The organism is Lysinibacillus sp. A4, assembly GCF_024919535.1.
GTDB lineage: Bacteria > Bacillota > Bacilli > Bacillales_A > Planococcaceae > Lysinibacillus > Lysinibacillus capsici.
This window is the reverse complement of record NZ_JANWTB010000001.1, coordinates 658,133-680,051: the sequence shown is the minus strand read 5'-3', so window position 1 is coordinate 680,051 and position 21,919 is coordinate 658,133. Positions and strand designations below refer to the sequence as shown.

The window sequence follows — 21,919 nt, the reverse complement described above, 5'->3', positions numbered from 1 at the left end:
AAGCTTCACTCCTTCTAAACAGGTAGTTGATTAGCATGCATATGTTTTCCTCAGATGTGGACAACAAAAATGCGCAGTCGCCCCCATTTGTACTTTATATGTATGCTTCAAGAATTTTAGAAGGAGTATTTAATGAGAAAGATAATTCAGTTAATTTAATGTTGTGACAGGCTATTGATGCATTAAGACATCCTCAATTAAAAAGGCAATATACAAATTAGTCTTCGTAAAGGGATTGCTTAAGTCCATATCTAATAGCATTTCAATTTTCTTAATTTTATAGAGGACGGTGTTTCGATGTATAAATTGACGTTCACTAATCCTGCTTGTACTGCCATTTTCCTCAACAAAAATACGTAAAAAAGGTACATAGTCTGTCCCATGTAGTTCATCATAGCGGTAAAGTTGTCCTAAAATATCCTGACTAAACGATTTCATTAGGGGCTGATTTTTCACAGCCATCAATATTTTATAGGCACCGATTTCTTTGTATTTATACAAATAACGATTGTTATGAAGCTGTGCTAAATGGATGACGGTTAAGGACTCATCATAGCTTTGGCGAACATTTTCTAGCTCTTTATGAAAGTTACCTTTACCAATAATAATATCCAAGTAACCATTTTTTAGCGTGATTTTTTCATAGATTTCTTCCACAACTTTTGAGAAGGGTATATTAGGTGTATTGATTTGTGCTTTATCAATTAAAAAGATGAGGTGATTTTTATGCTTTAATTTTAAGAAGCGTTGATAGCGATTTTGAAAAGCGAATTGGATCATGACCTCATAACGGTCAATAGCTGCTTTGGAGCCAATGGTTGTACAAGTTATGATCGCTAATTCTCTTCCTTGAGGAAATCCTAGCTGTGCTAGTTGATCTTTCATTGTGTTAGTGTTTTGTTTGTAATGAAATAGTAGATTGAAAAGAACCTTTTCTTCGATAGAAAGCTCTTGATGGTGATTGGCAATAAATTGAAAGGTAGTTTTTAATAGATCAGCAATGCGATAATTCCATGGCATTTGAAAAATTGGGAAATCATGTTGATTGGCAAAAGAGATGACGGCTTCTGGAATGCTAGGAATGAATGGTCCTGTATTAATGATAAAGCCAGCTACTTTTTTTGTGTATGCCTGTTTGACAAGATGTTCCAAGGAGTCTTGCTGCGCATCTAAATTAATACCTGTTGTGACGACTAATTCATTGGGTCTACAAAACATGATTAAATCACTGCTTTCCACAACATTAATACCAGTAACTCTGCGATACGTACCACTATGTCCAGCGACTAATGTGAGCATTGGGAAATGAACTCCCTCTACAATTTTACGAATCGTCCCCATACGTTCCCCCCTTAATTATGAACATAACTTACCATATATGATGTGCAGTTGCACATATTTTTTTAGTTTACTATCCATATCTCACAAATTTTATCTATTTTAGAATGTTTATTAACTACTGTGAAAGAGAGGACTTGCATATGTATAAATGTAATAGTAGACGATTGCAAGAGTTAATTGAACAATTTAGTCAATTTGGGGCCACCGAAAATGGTGGCGTCACACGTTTGTCTCTTTCGAATGAGGATGTATTAGCAAGAAACTATTTTTGTGAGTGTTGCAAAGCGTTAGGAATGGATATTCAGGTGGACGATATGGGCAACATTTACGCCACTCTTCCTGGTAAAAAGAATGTGCCACCCATTGTCATGGGTTCCCATCTAGATTCAGTAGAAAAAGGTGGAAGATTTGATGGTGTGTTAGGTGTACTAACAGCGATCGAGGCCATTCGAACAATAAAGGAAAATGATATCGAAGTGGACATTCCTCTTACGATTATCAATTTCACGAATGAAGAAGGGGCACGTTTTGATCCAGCCATGATGAGTTCAGGCGTCATTACCTCAAAATTTGACAAAGAAAAAATGCTCCAATCTACGGATAAAAACGGCATTCGTTTTCAACAAGCTTTACAAGCAAGTGGCTATGAGGGAGAGCAAACCAATCGTCTGAAGGAGGCACTTGCTTATATCGAATTGCATATTGAACAAGGGCCAGTATTAGAAGCAAAACAGCAGGAAATTGGTGTGGTTGAAGGTGTGCTAGGCATGGTCTGCTATGAAATTACAATTAGTGGGCAATCAAACCATGCAGGTACAACCCCAATGTCAATGCGTAAAGACCCAATGATTGTGGCATCAACCATCATTAAAGAGCTATATGAACAATTAGGAAAAATTGACGAACAACTTGTTTTTACTTTTGGTCGTATGAATGTTTCCCCGAATATTCATACCGTTATCCCAAATAAGGTGACATTTACAATTGATTCACGTCATCAAAAGCCAGAGGTCATGCAACAGGTTGAGGATATTCTCAACGCGCTTCCTGAGACAGCGGGCGGATGCCATATTCAGCCTGTCAAGTTATGGGGCAGAGATACCGTGTATTTTGATAGTGCGATTTGCAATGAAGTAGAAAGAGCTTGTCAAAGCTTTGGCTATTCATCTCATCGTATGTTTAGTGGCGCTGGGCATGATGCACAGTATATGGCAAGTATGGTTCCTTCCGCGATGATTTTTGTTCCAAGCATTCAAGGCAAGAGTCATTGTGAAGAAGAGGAAACAGCCTTTGAAGATTGTGCAAAGGGCGCAGATATTTTATTGGAAACGGTGTTAACGCTACAAACGAAGTTTAGTATGGGCGAAACATATACACTGCATTAACTATCAAGCATTCTCTAATTTTGTGATGAAGGGTGAGAGGCATAGTGAAAAAAATTATTAAAGGTGGACGAGTAGCAACTGCTGCTGATGTATTTGAGGCAGATATTTTAATTGAGAACGGTAAAATTGTTCAAATTGGACAAAATTTAACGGATGCTGGCGCTGAAATAATTGATGCTACAGGCAAGTACGTATTGCCTGGTGGCATTGATCCCCATACGCATTTAGACATGCCATTCAATAACACGGTGACGGATGATGATTGGAAATCAGGCACCATTGCAGCGGCTTTTGGTGGGACAACTACTATTTTAGATTTCTGTTTAACAGCAGGAGAAGAAAAATTATCGACAGCCGTAGAGAAATGGCACGACAAGGCAAAAGGAAAGTCTGCTATTGACTATGGCTTCCACTTGATGATTGGTGATCTAACACCTGAAACCGAAGCTGAATTACCACAATTATTAGAGCAAGAGGGCATTACTTCTGTCAAGGTCTTCATGGCTTATGCAAAAGAATTCCAAGCCACAGATCGTACATTATTTAAAGCCTTTAAAATCGCTAAGGACCTTGGTGCGATAGTGATGGTCCATTGTGAAAATGGCTCTGTTATAGATGAGCTAGTAGAGGAGGCAAGACGTGCTGGACATAAGGAACCGATCTATCATGCACTAACTCGTCCAGCGGAATTGGAAGGAGAGGCAACAAAGCGTGCTATCGAATTAGCGCATATAGCTGGTGCGAAGCTCTATGTGGTGCATGTGACATGTAAAGAAGCGGTAGATGAAATTATTACCGCTCGTGAAAAGGGCTATGATGTTTATGGTGAAACTTGTCCACCATATTTAACACTCGATCAATCCGCATTAGCGCAACCAGGCTTTGAAGGAGCCAAATATGTTTGGTCACCGCCACTTCGTCCTAAATATCATCAAGAACATTTATGGAATGCCTTAAAGGCAAAACAGCTACAAACGATTGGCTCAGACCAATGCTCCTTTAGCTTTAAAGGTAAAAAGCAATTAGGCTTAAATGATTTCTCGAAAATTCCAAATGGCGGACCATTCATTGAAGACCGCTTCAGTATCTTATACTCTGAGGGCGTGGCAAAAGGCAGAATTTCCATCCATGAATTTGTTGATATGATCTCTACTAGTGCCGCAAAAATATTTGGCTTATTCCCGCAAAAAGGAACGATTGCAATTGGTTCAGATGCGGATATCGTCATTTTTGACCCAGAGGCACAGCGCCAAATTTCAGCTAAAACACATCATATGAATGTGGACTATAATCCATATGAAGGCTGGGAGGTAACAGGTGAGCCTGTTAGTGTACTCGTACGTGGGGAATATGTCATTAAAAATAAAGAATTTGTAGGTGTACTTGGCAGTGGACGATACATTAAACGTCCATTAAAAACAGTAACTGCGGAAGCACTAAACATTTAGCTTCCTACAGGATAGGACCGATTGTTTTGACTGGAGAGCAAAACAATCGGTTTCGTAATTAGGGTACGGAAAAAATGAACACATGAGGGGGATGTGGAAATGGTTCCGATTCAAGAAAATGCAATGACCGTGCAGCTTAGACGTAATTTTGTGGAATTAAAAGGTAAGATGACAAAGAATGAGGCTATTGAGGAAGCCAATCGTTGTTTGTATTGCTATGACGCACCATGTATTAAAGCATGTCCAACAAGTATTCAAATACCAAATTTCATAAAAAAAATTGCATCTGGTAATATGAAGGGTTCTGCTACGACTATATTAGAAGCAAACCCAATTGGTGCAAGCTGTGCAAGAGTTTGTCCAACGGAAGAACTGTGTGAAGGGGCGTGTGTCTTAAATTCTTCAACAAAGCCAATTAAAATTGGTGAGTTACAACGTTATGCAACGGATTGGGCAATGGAAACCAATGCTCAGCTATTTAAGGCAGGTCCACATAATGGACAGAAAATAGCCATTGTAGGGGCAGGTCCTGCTGGTTTATCGGCAGCACGTGAGCTCAGTCGTTTAGGCTATCAAGTAACTATTTATGAGGCTGAAGCGAAGGCAGGGGGCTTAGGAAGCTATGGGATTGTAGCATTCCGATTACCAAATGATGTCGTAGATTGGGAAGTAGAGCAGATTGAACAGCTCGGTGTGGACATTCAAACGAATACAGCTGTAGGTGAGGATATTTCTGCTGATGAAATTTTGGCTCAGTATGACAGTGTGATTTTAGCTGTCGGTATGGGTGCTGTCCCAAATTTGGGCATTGATGGGGAAGAATTAGAAGGGGTACATGATGCCATTGAGTTTATTCGAAAAACAAAAATGGGACCGCTTACAAATGATATTGTAGGGAAACGAGTAGCCATAATCGGTGCTGGAAACACGGCGATAGACGGTGCTACAAGTGCGGTGCGTTTAGGCGCAGATAATGTACAAATTCTCTATCGTAGAACAGAAAAAGAAATGACAGCATACAAATTTGAATATGAATTTGCCAAGCAGGATGGTGTGGAATTTAAATGGCTAACTGCACCTAAAAAAATTATTGGCAATGAAGCAGGAAAGGTGACAGGCATTGAATGTGTGAAAATGAAGCTTGGTGAGGCAGGTCCTGATGGTCGACAACGCCCTGAAGAAGTAAAGGGCTCCAATTTTATCATTGAAGTGGATGCTGTTATTAAAGCCATCGGGCAAACTCGTTTTGTATCGTTAATTGAAGCCTTTGGTTTAGCTCATACAAATGGTGTCGTAGACATTGATGAGACAACAATGCAAACGTCCAATGACAAAGTATTTGCATGTGGAGATGTTGTCTTTGGTAATGGACAGGGTGAAGCGATGGTAGTGACCGCTGTACAGCAAGGAAAAGATGCAGCATATAAGATTCATGAACGTTTAAGAAAACCAAGTGAGATTGCATAAAGTGAACCTTCAATCAGGGAGGCTCTTCCTCCACTGATTGTTAGATTCATCAATCGGGTTTATACAGGCTGTTAATCCCCCATCTGAATGATTACATTAGCTTTTGAAATGGTGGTCATACAGCCTGTATCTGGCACTATGCTTTCAGTTGACAAAAGATTGTTAGTACGGATAGAGGGGGAACTTATATGGCAGACTTACGCATTAATTTAGCGGGCATCAAATCGCCGAATCCATTTTGGCTAGCATCTGCTCCACCAACGAATTCAGGCTATCAAGTCCAACGTGCATTTGAAGCGGGCTGGGGTGGCGCAGTTTGGAAAACGTTAGGAGAACCGATTTTAAATGTGTCTTCCCGTTTTGCAGCAGTTAGCTATAATGGCCAACGTGTGGCAGGCTTTAACAATATTGAATTAATTACGGATCGACCATTAGAAGTGAATTTACAAGAAATTTATGAGACGAAAAAGAAATTTCCTAATCACGCAATTATTGCCTCGTTAATGGTGGAACCAAAGCAAGAAAAATGGCATGAAATTGTGAAACGAGTAGAAGATGTGGGGGTTGATGGTCTTGAGCTTAACTTTGGTTGTCCACATGGGATGGCAGAACGAGGCATGGGTTCTGCCTCTGGTCAAGTCCCTGAATTGGTGGAAAAACAAACGTATTGGGTAAAGGAAGCGGCACGTACACCTGTTATTGTTAAACTAACGCCCAACATTACGGATATTACCGTGACGGCGGAAGCGGCAACACGAGGTGGAGCAGATGCTGTGAGTATGATTAATACGATTAACAGTTTAGCTGGTGTTGATTTAGATTCTTGGAATACAGTACCACATGTGGCTGGAAAAGGAGCTCATGGGGGCTATTGTGGTCCAGCAGTTAAACCAATTGCACTGAACATGGTTGCAGAATGTGCTCGTAATCCATTAGTCAATGTACCGATTTCGGGCATTGGGGGGATCTCCAATTGGCAAGATGCAGCGGAATTTATATTAATGGGTGCGACAGGCGTACAGGTATGTACAGCAGCAATGCATCATGGCTTTAGTATTGTGGAGGATATGATTGATGGGCTGAATAACTACTTAGATGATAAAGGTCTAGCTTCAGTCATGGATTTAGTTGGTCGCTCTGTACAAAGGTATTCAAACTGGGGTGATTTAGATTTAAATTATAAAATTGTCGCAGAAATTAATAATGATGTTTGTATTAATTGCAATAAGTGTCATATTGCTTGCGAGGATACATCCCATCAATGTATTGACCTTTATACGGAGGATGGTCGCCCAATGCTAAAGGTTCGTGAGGAAGACTGCGTAGGCTGTAATTTATGCTCAATTGTTTGTCCTGTCGATGGAGCCATTTCAATGGTTGAACGCCCATCTACAATTCCGCCAATGACATGGAATGAACGCCAATCACTTCTTAGCAGTCTATCAAAATAAAGGACCGTTGTTCATTTTTGAATAAAGATTAAAATCGAAATTCCACCTTCCTTCAGCATTTTGGGTGAAGGAAGGCACTTCAAGTAGGTTGTCACGGAAATTAGAAAAAAAGGAGAGAAACATTATGGAACGTGAAGGGAATTATTTAAAATCCCCAGATTTACTTCCAGTGACACATCAACAAAGAAATATTGGAACATTTGGTTTTGCGGTGATTTGGATAGGAATGGCAATTGTATTAGCGGCTTTTGCCATTGGTGGTTCGGCTATCATGAATTTATCCTTACCAATGGTGATTGTGGCAACATTGGTAGGTTCTTGTTTAATTGGCGTCTTTATGACGTTAATTGGTGACATCGGAATAGAGCATGGATTATCTTTCCCTGTTTATATGCGTGCACCATTTGGCACATTCGGTACTCATATACCTTCTCTTGTACGTGGTGTTACAGCTGCCTGTTGGTTTGGTTTGAATACGTATTTTGGTGCATTAGCGATAAACGGAATTTTAAATTTATTGTTTGGCTTTGATAATTGGTTTATCTGCTTCCTTGTGTTTGCAGCGCTTCAACTCTTTAATACATCTCTTGGTATTAAATCCATTGAGCGTTTTGCTGATTTAGCAGCCCCTGTCATTATTTTAATTTCTTGTTGGATGTATTACACATTGGCAGATAATGCAACATCTCAGGGAAAAAATATTTGGACGTGGGTGGAAACCCCAACAACAGGCTTCGCTGCTTTTACCGCCTTTATGGTAGTGGTGATGGCAAATATGGGCTTTTGGGCAACCTTAGCAGCAGATATGCCATCCTTGTCCCGTTTCTTTAAAGCACCCAAAAATGAGCGTAATTGGTTCAAGCGTAATAAAACACAGCTTGTAGGCTCTTTAATTGTCATGCCCATTACAAACACATTCATTGTTACGATTGGTGCAGTTTGCTATATGGCAGTTGCCTCGGCAGACCCAATTAATGCCTTACAGCAAAGTGCAAGCGGCTTTATTCTTGGAATTCTATTGCTGATGATTGTATTAGCACAATGGTCGACAAATACCTCTGCCAACGTTGTACCAGCAGCTACTATTTTCTCTAATATCGGTGGACCGAAAGTGCCATTCTGGGTAGGGGTAGTTATTGCAGGGATTATTGGTATTCTTGCACAGCCCTGGAGTCTATTTGATGTCATGGTCAATGTCCTATTAATCATTGGCGGTATTTTAACAGCGATTGTAGGTATTTTATTTGCTGATTACTACCTGATTCGTAAACGGCGCGTACATGTAAAAGAGCTTTATGAATTAGATGGGCAATTTAAATATTATAAGGGCTTTAATATGGCTGGATTAATCGCTTGGGTAATCGGTGGTGCTGTTGCCAATATATTTTCAACTTACTCTTCTTTAGTAGGGTTTGCTGTAGGCGCGATTGTATATTATGTATTAGCGAAGTATTGGTGGTTTAAAAAGTATCCACAAGCTGAGCTAGATGATCCAAGTGATGCCAAATATTTAGGTATTACTGTCGGACATAATTTAGACGAAATATTTGGCCAGCCAACAGCTCCAACGGCGACTCCGGATGAAGATGAACTGGTGGAGCAACCAGATCCTCTGTTAGAGATGAAGGGTGCCGAGTAAGTGAGACAACATCAAGACATTTTCAAAAGAAGGTGAGGTGATGGCATGTCTGAATTCCAACAAAGCACAGAGGAAATTCAAAAAGTAGATCATTATTTAGATAGTGGCTTTAAAATCAAATATGTCTACGAAAATTTAAGTGGGATGTTTGTAGAGTTTGCACGTCAAGAAGAAGTGACTTTGCTACAAATTCTAACAGCAGATGCACGTAAATACTTTTCTGCAAAATTACAGGAACAAACTTTATTACAATAACGAAGTAAACTCTATTCCTTTCGACTTGAACGGAATAGAGTTTTTTGAATTTTCTGATTTTAATTATGTTGAAGTAACATCATATTTCGTACAAACATCAATTAAATCGTCGTTATTACCTATTTTTTGTTATTCTATTAAAATAGTAATATTTTTTGTTTTTCCTAAAAATACATTTGTCTTTTTTAGAAAAATTGATTATTATTTTAAAGTAAAAACATCGTAGAAAGAACAACAGGAAAAGAGGCGTTATGGAGTGGCCAATAAGGAATTGAAAAGAGGATTAGAAGCACGTCATATTCAAATGATTGCACTTGGCGGTACGATTGGTGTTGGGCTATTTATGGGCTCAGCAAGTGCTATTCAATGGACAGGACCTTCTGTACTCCTTGCCTATGGTATTGCAGGTATTTTTATTTTTTTCATTATGAGGGCAATGGGTGAGATGCTTTATATGGAGCCAAGTACAGGCTCTTTTGCCACATTTGGCTATAAATATATTCATCCTTTAGCAGGGTATTTAACAGCGTGGAGTAACTGGTTCCAATGGGTTATTGTTGGGATGTCTGAAATTATAGCAGTAGGAACGTATATGCAATATTGGTATCCAGAATTACCAGCTTGGATACCTGGTCTAATTGCAATGGTGATTTTGGGTGTGGCAAACTTCATTTCTGTCAAATCGTTTGGAGAATTTGAATTCTGGTTTGCGATGATTAAAATTGTTACGATTATTTTAATGATTATTGCAGGGGTCGGACTCATCTTCTTTGGATTTGGCAATGATGGAATAGCAATCGGCTTATCTAATCTTTGGAGTCACGGTGGCTTCTTTACAGGTGGCTGGACAGGATTTTTCTTTGCCTTATCTTTAGTCGTTGCGGCCTATCAAGGGGTGGAGCTCATTGGGATTACTGCAGGAGAAGCAAAAAACCCTCAACAAACGATTACGAATGCCATCCAAAGCATTATTTGGCGTATTTTAATTTTCTATATCGGTGCAATCTTTGTCATTGTTACAGTGTATCCTTGGGATGAGCTTGGCACAATTGGTAGTCCTTTCGTTGCAACATTTGCTAAGGTAGGTATCACAGCTGCTGCAGGTATTATTAATTTCGTCGTCATCACAGCTGCAATGTCAGGGTGTAACAGTGGAATCTATAGTGCTGGACGTATGTTATATACACTTGCTATGAATGGACAAGCACCAAAATTTTTCGCAAAGCTTTCTAGTAATGGTGTGCCTTTATTTGGAACAGCGGGCGTATTAGTTGGCTTAGTCGTTGGTGTTATTTTAAGTTATATTGCCCCTGAAAACTTATTTGTCTATGTGTATAGTGCAAGTGTTTTACCAGGGATGATTCCATGGTTTATCATTTTAATAAGTCAAATTCGTTTTAGAAAAGTAAAGGGAGCGCAGCTAGCAAAGCATCCTTTTAAAATGCCGTTCGCACCGATTACAAACTATGTAACAATCATCTTTTTAATCATGGTACTAGTCGGCATGTGGTTCAATGATGATACACGCGTGTCATTAATAGTGGGCATTATTTTCTTGATTCTCGTAACCATTAGCTACTACGTATTTGGTATTGGTAAAAACCGATACAGCAAAGATTCTATAGAATAACCTTTAAGGATGTATCTCTAATTGGGATGCATCCTTTTTGTATGGCTATTTTTGCTAGCACAATTTTTACATAATTAAATGAAAAAAAGACAAACTACTAAAAAATGAATGATATGGACTGGTATTTATCGGAACAAAAGGGGTGGAGCAAAAATGAACGAGATACCCGAGCAGATTGTCGCTAAATTAAAGCAGGAGATTAACGAAGTCGATGACGTAAAACTGAAAATGATCGCTACAGAAGAAGGGGATGTGACGGTCATTTATTTCTCCTCACTCATCGAAAAAATGACCTTACAAACCATGGTGACGATTCCACTAGCTAATAATTTGAAACAAATTCATCAAATGGCTCAATATGTGGACCCGAAAGATGTGAAAGGTGTCGTTAAAAAATTGAATGCTGGGCAAACCCTTCTTTTTTTTCACGAAACCAACGCCCTATTAAGTGTCGATACGTATAGTGCGCCTACAAGGGCCATTACGGATACGGAAACAGAGTCGACTGTAATTGGTCCACAGGATGCATTTACAGAATCACTGGAAACGAATATATCGTTAGTGAGAAGACGGATTCAAAGCTCCATGCTAAAAAATGAAAACCGAATTGTTGGGTCAGAAGCCAATATTAAAATATCGATTATGTATATGGATAATATCGTGAGCCATGAAAATTTAGATGATTTAAGAAACCGTATTGACCAGGTAGATTATCCGTTATTTACGGATATATCCGTGTTGAAGCAATTAATTGAGGATAATCCATTATCGCCCTTTCCTCAATATTACATGACAGTCCGTCCAGATAGTATTTGCCGTTATCTTCTGGATGGTAGAATCGTCGTTTTTATGGATAATAGTCAACTAGCCATTGTCTGTCCCACTTCTTTTTTTGAAATGTTCGTGTCGATTGAGGATTACTACAACCGTTGGACAACAGCATCTTTATTAAGGATGCTGCGCTTTTTTGGTTTTTTCTTAACGATCATGATTACACCAATGTATATATCAGCCTTAACCTTTCATCCAGAAATTTTGCCATACGAATTATTACTAAATCTTCAAGAATCAAGAAGTAAGGTACCTTTTCCACCACTGATTGAGGTATTATTTATCGAGCTTATAATTGAAGTCTTACGAGAAGCGGGCTCTCGAATGCCTGCCAAAGTCGGACAAACCATTGGTATCGTAGGAGGTATTGTAATTGGTACAGCGGCCGTAGAAGCTGGATTACTCAGTAATATACTCATTGTATTAGTCGCTACCTCAGCACTACTTTCCTTCTTACCGCCCATTTTCTTAATGAGTAATACTAGCCGATTTATCCGTTATATTTTTATCTTATCAGCAGGTTTATTTGGCTTGTTTGGACAGATGCTCGCCTTTGCGTGGTTAATCCACCATTTATTAAGTCTCAAATCTTTAGGAACGCATTATATGACACCTGCTATTCCAAGAAAGCCAAGCGATTTATTGGATAGTGTCATCCGATTTCCAACTAAATATATAAGAAGTAAGACTGGTATTTCAAAAGTACAGAAAAAATAGTGTCAGAATGAGAATGAGGTGGTTAACTTTGAATACAACAAAAGGAAAGGTGTTAAATCGTTATCATGTCATCTTCTTAGCGCAAAGTATTATGATTGGTACCGGTATCCTTTCGCTCCCTCAGAAATTAAGTCCTATGGGCTACACACAATCATTTATGCCTCTTCTCTTTGGTGTGATTGCTAGCCTGACACTATTTGCGATGGTATGGCTTTGTTCGAAGTTTCCCAATGATGATTTATTTCGAATGAATGAAATATTATTGGGAAAATGGCTCGGAAAATTTATAAATCTACTCGTCATTATTCAATTTATTGTTTTTAGTGCAGGGATTATTAGTAATTATATGCACTTAATTCAAAGTACAGCATTGCAGGAACAAACCATCACCATGCCTGTTCTTTGCTTTTTACTGCTACTTATTTATATTGTAAGTGGGGGTATTAAATCTATTGCACGATTTTGTATAATGACATTTTTTATTACCATTGGATTATTCTATTTTACGCGCTGGGCCATTGAAAAAGGTGATCCAAGTCATTTTTTGCCACTCTTTAATTTTACGCCTAAGGAATTTTATGAAGCGTTAAAGCAAGGATATTTTTCTATCCTTGGTTACGAATTAATTCTATTTTATTTTCCATATATCATCGATCAAAAAAAGGCATTTCGTCATTCCTTAATCGGTATTTGGATTAGTATATTTTTATGCTTTATCACAACAGCTATTAGCGTCATGTATTATTCAGAGTGGCAATTAAAAAATGTAGAGTTTTCAGTATTAAACCTATTTAAGGCAGGAGAATTTACCTTTATTGAGCGAATCGATATCATTGGCATTACGCTTTGGGTTTTTCTAATCTTATCCTCGATTACAGCCTATGTATGGTGTGCAAAAAGGGGTATGGATACCTTCCTTAAAAAGAAAAAGCAAAGTTATCAGTTGTATATCATCGCCTTGATTATTTTCTTTATTGTAAAAATGCCCTTTTCGCGTGAATTCCAAGAAAAATTATTTATGGCAAGTAACTATGTAGGCTATGTGCTGGTAAGCTGGCCAGTGTTTTTAATCCTGATATATGTTATTCGAAAAAAGCAGGTGCAGGTATGAAAAATAAACATCTATGCATCATTTCTTTTTTGATTTTCGTTTTACTTACAGGCTGTTCTAAAAAAGAATTAAAAGTTCCTCTAGAAGATGTTGGGATGGTAGACTCGATGGCTTTTGACTATATCGATGAGAACCAGATGAGACTCACAGTAGCGATCCCCCAATATTCTCCAGACGCAGAAAAAGACACACAAACTTTTTCTATCACAACAGATTTAGTATCAAGCGGCATCGTGGAAATAGAAAAGCAATCCGATAAAAAAATAGTCTTCAATCAATTGCGAGTTGTCTTAGTAAACGAAGATTTTGCGCGGAAAGGGAATGTTCGAAAAATTGTTCAGCACTTATATCGCAATGCGGAAGTAGGTAATAAAGTATTGATAGCTGTTGTGAAGGATAATGCGGAAGCGATTTTAAAAGGGGATTACCCTGATAAGCCAAGTATTAATTTTTATTTGAACAATCTATTAGAGCCGAGTATCAATACTGCTTTTAATCCCAATACAAATATTCATGATTTTATGTATTCGATTACCAATCCAGTAGTTGATGTAGTATTACCCTATGTTGAAAAACGAGGGGAGAAATTAGAGATTAAAGGCGTTGCCATATTTAAAGGGAATCAGATGCATGAATTAATTAAACCTGAGGAAGCACTAGTTATTCAAGCTTTAAGTGGACAGAAAAATCTTGCTCCATTGCATCTTGATTTAAATGCAGGACATGGAGAAGAAAAGGTAATGATTGATTTAATCGAGAGCAGTGTGAAAAAAGAGAGTAATAAAAATATGGAATCACCCAAATTAACGATTTTCTTAAAAATAAAGGGTACTTTAAGCGAATATAAGGGAGAAAGAGAATCACATTTATTTACAGTTGAAAGCATTAGTGATCTGGAAAAAGATGTGAATAAACAGTTGGAACAGGATATTAGTGAATTTTTAGCACGATTAAATAAAACAGAGGTAGATCCAGCTGGCTTAAGTGAAGAATTTAGAATGTATCATCATGGAAAATGGACATCGAAAAAAACAAGAGAGCTTATTAGAAAATTAGACGTGAAGGTCCATGTAGAAACGTCCATTATTAGTACAGGTACTTTAAAATAACAGCAAAGACCCATTCGATAAGAAGGGTCTTTGCTGTTATTGTGTTTTTCGCATAATAAAGCTTAAATGTCTTCCAGCTTGTTTATCTTGACGATAAGAAAAGCCATCGGGACTAAGGAATGTACAGGTTTCATCAATTTGTATTTGATTCACTGGAATACCCGCAAGCTCACATTGCTTCTTGACTGTCTGCTGATTATCAATGTGGTATTTTTTCGTTTCTGCATTGTAATACATAAATTCTTCGGCATAACCAAGACTGTGAAATTTTTCATATACATCTGCGTCTACCTCAAATTTCTGCTGACTCAGTGCCATACCGATTTGAACATGAAAGTCCTCAGGTCGACATTGTTCTTCATTCATAAGATGCTGAAACAGTTTGGGTGTTATTTCTTTGACGGTTCCTTGCCATCCCGAATGAATCACACCGACAAGTCCATTCACAGCATTATAAAAAATAACGGGCACGCAATCTGCTGTAAAACTACATAATAGTAAGTTAGGCTCAACTGTATAAAGCGCGTCTGTATTCTTCACCGCTGTATCCATTTGTGCCGCTCCTCGTCCTTGATCAGCTAATGTGACTTTATGAAAGTTCGCACTATGTGTTTGCTCTGTACAAATAAAATTTTGTAAATCACAGTTCAATGTCACAGCTAAATGCTGACGATTGTTAATGATAGCTTGAACATCATGGCAACTATGCAAAGCCATATTATTGTGTTCTACTTCCATCTCATCTTTTAAGGTCGTTCCTGCGATAAATTGCTCATTCTCTATATACATTTTTATTTTCATTTAATCACCTCGTTTTACTATATAGGATCGCTTGTGGAATGTATAGGTTGCCGTTTTTTACTATTTAGCTACTCCTTTACCCGTCTATCAAACTTTTAGACATAAAGAATCAATTTCCTCATATAGTAGAAGGAATGCTAGAGAGGGGGAGAGCGTGAATGTTGAGTGAACAAGACATATTATTCATTTGCCAAGTAGGAATGGGTCTTTTTTGGATTTTTACATATATACTTGTTATTTACAAAGGATGGCAAGATAAAACCTATGGCATGCCTATGGTCGCTATTTGTGCCAATATTTCATGGGAATTTATCTTTGCTTTTTTCTACCCACAAAATGACCTGCAACGCTATATTACGCTGATTTGGTTTGTATTGGATGTCTTTATTTTGATGCAATTTTTACGTTATGCGCCAAATGAATATCGAAAGATGCTATCAAAAAAGCTATTGTATTTCTCCTTTTTGATCACGTTAATCTTTAGCATGCTGATCATTTTAGGTATAGTCTATGAATTTCAAGATTTTGAAGGAAAGTACGTAGCATTCTTTCAAAATCTTATGATGTCAGGTCTATTTATTGCTTTACTCTTGCAAAGAGGGAATTTAGCTGGTCAATCCCTGGGGATAGCAGTTTGTAAGATGGTGGGTACATTATTTGCAGCGGTAGGCTTTTATCTATACTTCCGCACACCTTTAATTACCGTTATTTCTGTAGCAACGCTCTTTTATGATTGGCTCTATATTCTCTTAATTTATCGATTACAGCGTAAGCAATTAGCAAAATAGGATATTTTGTGCAGCAATTGATCACTGAATCTATTAGTAATGTATGCCAATTACAAACATATTGCAACTTGATGACAATTCCAATGGGAAAGAATAGCGAGAGAAAGGGCTTTAACTAAACATATGGCGAGCTTGTCATACAATTGTAAAAATCCTTCCAAATATTTTGTGATGATTATGGCTCAAAAACTATTTACGATAATGGTAGAGCAATTAGGAAGGGTGATTAACATGTTTAAAAAAATAAAAAAAGTAGCACTAGCTTCAGTAGTAGCAACTTCATTATTAGTGCCAGTTGCGGCAATGGCCGCCGAATCCTATACAGTGACATCTGGTGATACGCTATGGAAAATAGCATTAAAAACAGAAACGGGTGTACAGGAATTAATTGATGCCAACCCACAACTCGCTAACCCAAATCAAATTTCTCCAGGTCAAAAAATTAACGTCCCTGTAAAAGAACAGGCAACAGTTGAACAAGAGGTTGTGAAACTTGTCAATGCAGAACGGGCAAAAGCAGGTCTTCCAGCATTGCAAGAAGATTGGGAGCTATCAAGGGTTGCTAAATATAAGTCGCAAGATATGCAGGATAAAAATTACTTTGACCACACAAGTCCAACGTATGGTACACCTTTTACCATGATGAAAAACTTCGGTATTACGTATAAATCTGCTGGTGAAAATATCGCGAAGGGCCAACGCTCCGCACAGGAAGTTGTAACGGCCTGGATGAACAGTGAAGGACACCGTGCCAATATCCTTAATAAAAGCTACACACATATTGGTGTAGGCTATGTACAGGAAGGTAATTACTGGACACAAATGTTTATTCAAAAATAAAAAAAGAAAGAGTATCTATTGGCTTTTGTGATAGCTAGTAGATGCTCTTTTTCGCGTTAAATTCTAAAGTATACCGTATTGGAAGCGTATATTACTTCTTCTAGAATTAATCCCCCTAAATCATTAAAAGGTTAATTAACTACAAGAATACACATCAAACTATCTTTAGATATGTCAGGCTAAGGATAATGTAGCCTGTTTTTGCTATCTTGACAAATAAAAATAACCAAAAAACAACACACTATGAGCAATAGACGAATAAGATGTCTCTGTAGTATGAAGATAGAGGTGGTGTTTATGGTTGAAAAAGAAGTGGTTAGCTACATGTTGCGTTATCTGTATGACGGGTCTCGTAGGTTGTGAAAAAACAGCAGTCCCTGATAACAAGCTAGAACAAAAAATTCAACAACGTGAGGAAATACAGCAACCTGTTACATATGAACAAGAACAAATGATTGATCCTATTGTAGAGGTTGTTGATCCAACTACGAGTAAGGTACTTAAAACAATATCTCCAAAGGAATTTGGCTTCGATACGGACCCACAAGCCTATCAAAAGCATATCGAACAATTAGCAAGGGAATGGGCGAGAGGAACGGACACATCAAATGGCTATGATCAGCGTATGATGCTTGATCGATTGGATGAAAATGGGCAAGTGATCAAGGGGAAGCCGCAAATCATTTTAAAGGAAAGTGAGCTAGTGGAGCGTATTATCGAAGCTTCTGCGACTGGCGGTCAGGTAGAAATGCCGCTCTATATAACAGAAAGTGGCTATTATTTTGAGGATCTTCCTTTATTAGAGGAAGTGGTTGTTGCATCTTATACAACTTATTTCAATCGTGCTGATTTAGGCAGAAATAAAAATATTGAGCTCTCTGCTAGAGCCATTCATAATGTGATTGTAGGCAGTGGCGATTATTTTTCTTTTAATACAATTGTGGGTCCAAGAGATGAGGCAAATGGCTATCAACCCGCACCTGAAATTATTAATAAGAAGGTAGTCATGGGAATTGGTGGTGGAATCTGTCAAACTTCTTCAACCTTGTTTAATGCAGTAGACCAAATTCCCGTCAAATATGTTGAGCGCCATCATCATTCGTTAGATGTAGGATATGTCCCAAAAGGAAGAGATGCTACGGTTTCTTATGATACGTTAGATTTTAGGTTTCAAAACTCAAATGATGTACCATTTTTAATTAAGGCAAGCTATGGAGAGAATTCTCTAACAATTGAAATTCGAACGGCAGAAAAATATGTAGAATTATTGAAAAAACCATAATGTTGTAAGGAGACACCACTGGACGTTGGTGTCTTTTTTCGGATCGCATGCTATAGTTAAATTGATACAATTCAGAAAATTTTAGGGGGAAAAGACAAATGCATCCTAAACTACAAGCAACGATTGATTCGATTGATTTATACCAAGCAACCTACCCAGAGGATGCTTGTGTCATCGTGGCAGATACGGAAAAAGTGCTTGCCTACAAACCAGGAAAAAAGGTTGACTTAAAAGTTGGGGTTGGTGACCCAGTACATAAATATCGAGGTACAGCAACAGAAATAGCGTTAAGTTCAGGAAAATTTGTGAAAGAGGAGCGTAGCGCAGAAGGTTTTGGTATGGCCTATATCGCCTCTGCCCAGCCTATTTTTGAAGGAGGACGTATTATTGGCGTAGTAAGTGCCATTATTTCGAACGAAAAAATGGATAGTATGCGTCTATTGGCAACTGAGCTTTCGAGTGCCGTAGAAGAAATGACAGCTACAAATGATGGATTAGCCACTGCCAGTAAGGATGTATCCAATCGTTTGGAAGAGCTATCTAATTTCGCGGAATCGATGACAGGCGATATTGAACAAATTAATGTGATTGTCCATTTAGTAAAAGATTTAGCTATGAAATCGAGAATTCTTGGTCTAAACGCATCGATAGAAGCAGCACGTTCAGGTGAGCATGGGCGTGGCTTTGCGGTGGTCGCTTCTGAAATACAAAAAATGTCCCAGAGTAGCACAGAAAGTGCTGATAGCATAACTGTGCAACTAGAAAATATTAAACAATCCATCGATCAGGTCAATGCATCAACAAATCAAATTGCTGCGTTTACACAGCAGTTTGCTGCGAGTATGCATGAATTAACAGATGCCTACAAAGGGGTTAATAGTACAGCAGAAAAGCTAATGCAAATTAGTGACATCAAAGGATAGGCATATAAAAAGGATAATAGACAAGTGCTATTATCCTTTTTCATGATTAAATGATCTCTAAAATTTCCTGCGGTGTTGAGACACTGTATTCAGGTTCGTCATTTTGCACGACTTCTTTGGCATCATAGCCCCATTCCACCCAAATAATTGGTATACCGGCTTTCTTACAAGCAACAATATCCCTTTGCTCGTCTCCAATGTATACGACGTCAGACGAGTCGACATTCGCTTCCTTTAAAAACTTTTTCATTACTTTGTCCTTACCAAAAATGCGGTTGGAGCAAAGTACATCTGCTACACAATGAATACCGTTCATTTTAAGAAATTCTAAAATATTCTCTTTAGAGTTTGAGGAAATAATCAGGATTTTATAGCCTCTTTTATCAATCTCTATTAATAGTTCCTTCATTCCATCGAAAAGATGCACATCATTTAATGATTGACGATACAATTTATAAAATTGCGGTAAAATCATAGGTAACTTATACATTGGGAAGTCGAATAATTTACTGCGTTCTGAAATTGATAATTTTTTTAATGTATCAATTTCCTTCAATTCAATGCCTTTAAATTTATATTTTAGGGCTAAAGTATTCCATGCTGATGCAAACACAGCAGTAGAATCTGCAAGCGTCCCATCAAAATCAAAGATAATATGCTTCATTGCAAACTTTCTCCTTTTTCATCTCGTTGTATTGACGTTCTATGCTAAAAAATGTTACATGGAATGGGCAATCTAGTATTCTTGAAATAACAACCATTTTGAGCGTACGTAAACATCTTATGGTAAATATTATCAGAAAATACGGCGATTGCAATGAAAATGGTACAACAAAAGGAGGTGTCTTAAAAGTCCATTGAGACACCTCGGCTTTATTGTGTTTTATGATAGGTACTGGTAATTATTATAAAAGTTTTTCTGTTTTTTCGCGTGTTCGAATTAAATAAAAGGCATTGATGCAGGCGGCAATCGGAATAATCAATGCAATGCCGATTCCTGCACAAAAAATGGTTGTCATTTCGGCACTAAAAACCTTGGAGTTAACAATTTCCCCAATCGAATAGGAGAGGTCCTTGAACCAGATTAATAAGCTTAAATAGCCACCAAAGAAAGCAAAAAATAACGTATTAGTATCGGTTCCTAATATATCTCTTCCTATACTTAAGCCAGCTGCAAATAGTTTTTTTCTACTCATCGAAGGATTGCGATAAAAAATCTCATGCATAGAGGTAGCGATGGAAATGGCTACATCCATAATGGCACCTATCGTACTCATAATGATGACTGATGCACCTATCTGCACAAAATTAACACCGACGTAGAGAGAAAAGATGCTGATTTCTTCAGTTGATTCTTCGCCAAACCCTTGGATCATCGACTTTTCCGTTACAAAGGCAATAAAGAGTAGTAACACAACTATCGTTATCATCGTAGAGATAAAGGCTGTAATGGTTTTACTGTTTGTTTTATTGATATAGAAAAGACTAATACAGCTAATGACCGTACAGGCAATAAACGTCAAGATGATAGGGCTATTTTTAGGGTTTGTCATTAAAAAAATGGTGACAAAGAGCACACCAAAGTTTAGGAATAAAGAAAGAAATGAGCGTATCCCCTGTCTACCGCCGACAAGTACCATTAACACGCATAATATAACTGCTAATAAGACGACAACATTCATCCTCGAACCCTCTTTCGATTAATGAAAAATAGAGCGGTATACTGACTGATAGGAATCGTAAGGACAACACCAATACCCCCTGCTAAGGCACGGGCTAATTCTAAAGAAAGATTTAAGGACAATGTAAGCCCTAATGTGGAAGAATTTTTTAAATAGAGAATAATCATAGGTATGGAGCCGCAAAGGTAGGCAAAGAATAAGATACTTGTAATGGTACCCATAATATCTTTACCGATTTCATGTCCCGAAGATTTCAGAGCCTTGACAGAGATTGTAGGATCTTGCTCGTACAAAGTAAAAATTGAGGAAGCCATTGTAATAGAAACATCCATTACTGCCCCGAGTGAGCCAATAAATAAACCTGCCATAAAGACGGTACGATAGGGACGTGTTAAAAATTGCATTTCTTCATAACGAAGACCATTTTCACCTGTCAACCACATTACAATAGAGCTTATGATAAGCGCTATAACAGTGCCTAAAAGTGTGGACACGATGGCTACATATGTTTTTGTATGCAATCCACTAATAAGTAGTAGCGAAATAATCGTAAATAGCAGGGCGCAAATGCCGCTGACTAATAACAGGCTTACGCCCCCATGCTTCACATAAAGATCTAATGCGAATGATAGAATCACAGCATTGACACTCAAACTAATGATAGAAAATAAGCCTTGTCTTTTACCTACAATAAGTAGGGCAAAAATAAAAATCCATGCAATCATTACCATGGTTTGATCTCGTTTTAAATCGAGAATGGTTCCTGTTAAAACTGATTGTGTTGTGCGATCATCTACCGTGACAAAGATTTCATTGCCTACATGATATTCTTGATCAAAAGCACCAGACGAAGAATAGTCATTCGTCAAATGAATGGATTGCCCCTTATGCTGACCATTTTTGATAATGGCCATCATCTCCTGTGTAAACAAAAAATCCTCATTTTCATACATATCTGTCATCGGTTCTGATTCTATTACATCCACTTGCGTTATTTCTGCTATCGGTCGATCATAAAATTGTTCGTTATGACTTACGAAAACAATCGAAACCCCACAACAGAGTGCTAATAGGGCATAGAAAACAGCTTGTTTAAAAGGTATATTTTTTAAAAATGTCAAATTAATGACCTCCAAACGGCCTAGACTGAATAGTCACTTGTAAAGGAACGTTTTGTTGATTAAGAAGTTCCATAAACAGGTTAAATGACATCATTTTA

The 21,919-nt window shown here is 37.9% G+C and carries 19 protein-coding genes; 14 read left to right on the top strand and 5 right to left on the bottom strand.

Translation table 11 applies throughout. The annotated features are described in order from the left end of the window. Positions 1–171 precede the first annotated feature (171 nt). Positions 172–1,341, bottom strand: coding sequence for a PucR family transcriptional regulator (locus NY607_RS03745; protein ID WP_048389885.1), 1,170 nt, complete (start codon positions 1,339–1,341; stop codon positions 172–174). A 140-nt stretch (positions 1,342–1,481) separates the two neighbouring features. On the opposite strand from NY607_RS03745, the gene NY607_RS03740 reads away from it, so the two are divergent. From NY607_RS03740 to NY607_RS03695, 10 genes are all read left to right on the top strand, one after another. Next, positions 1,482–2,726 carry a Zn-dependent hydrolase gene (locus NY607_RS03740; protein WP_259419173.1) on the top strand — a complete coding sequence of 415 codons (1,245 nt, stop codon included), beginning with the start codon at positions 1,482–1,484 and terminating at the stop codon, positions 2,724–2,726. A 44-nt stretch (positions 2,727–2,770) separates the two neighbouring features. Further along, on the top strand, positions 2,771–4,174 hold the full coding sequence (gene hydA, locus NY607_RS03735) for a dihydropyrimidinase (protein ID WP_259419172.1): 1,404 nt from the start codon (positions 2,771–2,773) through the stop codon (positions 4,172–4,174). A gap of 99 nt (positions 4,175–4,273) precedes the next feature. Continuing rightward, positions 4,274–5,641, top strand: a complete 1,368-nt coding sequence (locus NY607_RS03730) for an NAD(P)-dependent oxidoreductase (RefSeq protein ID WP_259419171.1) — start codon at positions 4,274–4,276, stop codon at positions 5,639–5,641. A gap of 188 nt (positions 5,642–5,829) precedes the next feature. After that, positions 5,830–7,092 carry an NAD-dependent dihydropyrimidine dehydrogenase subunit PreA gene (gene preA, locus NY607_RS03725; protein WP_048389894.1) on the top strand — a complete coding sequence of 421 codons (1,263 nt, stop codon included), beginning with the start codon at positions 5,830–5,832 and terminating at the stop codon, positions 7,090–7,092. A 124-nt stretch (positions 7,093–7,216) separates the two neighbouring features. After that, on the top strand, positions 7,217–8,731 hold the full coding sequence (locus tag NY607_RS03720; protein WP_054550729.1) for an NCS1 family transporter: 1,515 nt from the start codon (positions 7,217–7,219) through the stop codon (positions 8,729–8,731). A 45-nt stretch (positions 8,732–8,776) separates the two neighbouring features. Beyond that, positions 8,777–8,986: a hypothetical protein gene (locus NY607_RS03715; RefSeq protein WP_016995612.1), complete on the top strand. Its 210-nt coding sequence runs from the start codon at positions 8,777–8,779 to the stop codon at positions 8,984–8,986. Positions 8,987–9,242: 256 nt separating this feature from the next. Continuing rightward, positions 9,243–10,616, top strand: a complete 1,374-nt coding sequence (locus tag NY607_RS03710) for an amino acid permease (RefSeq protein WP_257961404.1) — start codon at positions 9,243–9,245, stop codon at positions 10,614–10,616. Positions 10,617–10,769: 153 nt separating this feature from the next. Continuing rightward, on the top strand, positions 10,770–12,164 hold the full coding sequence (locus NY607_RS03705; RefSeq protein WP_053075663.1) for a spore germination protein: 1,395 nt from the start codon (positions 10,770–10,772) through the stop codon (positions 12,162–12,164). Between the two features lie 28 nt (positions 12,165–12,192). Next, complete coding sequence (locus NY607_RS03700) at positions 12,193–13,275, top strand: GerAB/ArcD/ProY family transporter (protein WP_054550732.1); 1,083 nt, start codon at positions 12,193–12,195, stop codon at positions 13,273–13,275. Beyond that, the gene (locus NY607_RS03695) at positions 13,272–14,384 is read left to right on the top strand and encodes a Ger(x)C family spore germination protein (protein ID WP_237900091.1); all 1,113 of its coding nucleotides are present in this window, start codon (positions 13,272–13,274) and stop codon (positions 14,382–14,384) included. Before NY607_RS03700 ends, NY607_RS03695 begins: the two co-directional genes overlap by 4 nt. A 36-nt stretch (positions 14,385–14,420) precedes the next feature. Here the strand turns inward: NY607_RS03695 and pgeF are convergent, their stop codons facing one another. Then, entirely contained in the window at positions 14,421–15,185 is a 765-nt protein-coding gene (gene pgeF / locus NY607_RS03690) for a peptidoglycan editing factor PgeF (protein ID WP_259419170.1), read from the bottom strand. Between the two features lie 158 nt (positions 15,186–15,343). Here pgeF and NY607_RS03685 point away from each other — a divergent pair, with 158 nt between their 5' ends. From NY607_RS03685 to NY607_RS03670, 4 genes are all read left to right on the top strand, one after another. After that, a complete protein-coding gene (locus NY607_RS03685) occupies positions 15,344–15,973 on the top strand; it encodes a transmembrane-type terpene cyclase (RefSeq protein WP_259419169.1) in 630 nt (209 codons plus the stop codon). 231 nt (positions 15,974–16,204) lie between these two features. Then, positions 16,205–16,813, top strand: coding sequence for a CAP domain-containing protein (locus tag NY607_RS03680; RefSeq protein WP_112117691.1), 609 nt, complete (start codon positions 16,205–16,207; stop codon positions 16,811–16,813). A gap of 301 nt (positions 16,814–17,114) precedes the next feature. Then, entirely contained in the window at positions 17,115–18,095 is a 981-nt protein-coding gene (locus NY607_RS03675; RefSeq protein ID WP_131519700.1) for a VanW family protein, read from the top strand. 98 nt (positions 18,096–18,193) lie between these two features. Then, entirely contained in the window at positions 18,194–19,018 is an 825-nt protein-coding gene (locus NY607_RS03670; RefSeq protein ID WP_131519701.1) for a methyl-accepting chemotaxis protein, read from the top strand. Positions 19,019–19,064: 46 nt separating this feature from the next. On the opposite strand, the gene NY607_RS03665 is transcribed toward NY607_RS03670, so the two are convergent. The 3 genes from NY607_RS03665 to NY607_RS03655 all read right to left on the bottom strand — a co-directional run bounded on the left by NY607_RS03665 (position 19,065) and on the right by NY607_RS03655 (position 21,821). Next, on the bottom strand, positions 19,065–19,682 hold the full coding sequence (locus NY607_RS03665; RefSeq protein WP_259419168.1) for an HAD-IA family hydrolase: 618 nt from the start codon (positions 19,680–19,682) through the stop codon (positions 19,065–19,067). A gap of 241 nt (positions 19,683–19,923) precedes the next feature. Further along, a complete protein-coding gene (locus NY607_RS03660) occupies positions 19,924–20,700 on the bottom strand; it encodes a YibE/F family protein (RefSeq protein WP_259419167.1) in 777 nt (258 codons plus the stop codon). Continuing rightward, complete coding sequence (locus NY607_RS03655) at positions 20,697–21,821, bottom strand: YibE/F family protein (protein WP_259419166.1); 1,125 nt, start codon at positions 21,819–21,821, stop codon at positions 20,697–20,699. The genes NY607_RS03660 and NY607_RS03655 overlap by 4 nt, the downstream gene beginning before the upstream one ends. Between the last annotated feature and the right edge of the window lie 98 nt (positions 21,822–21,919).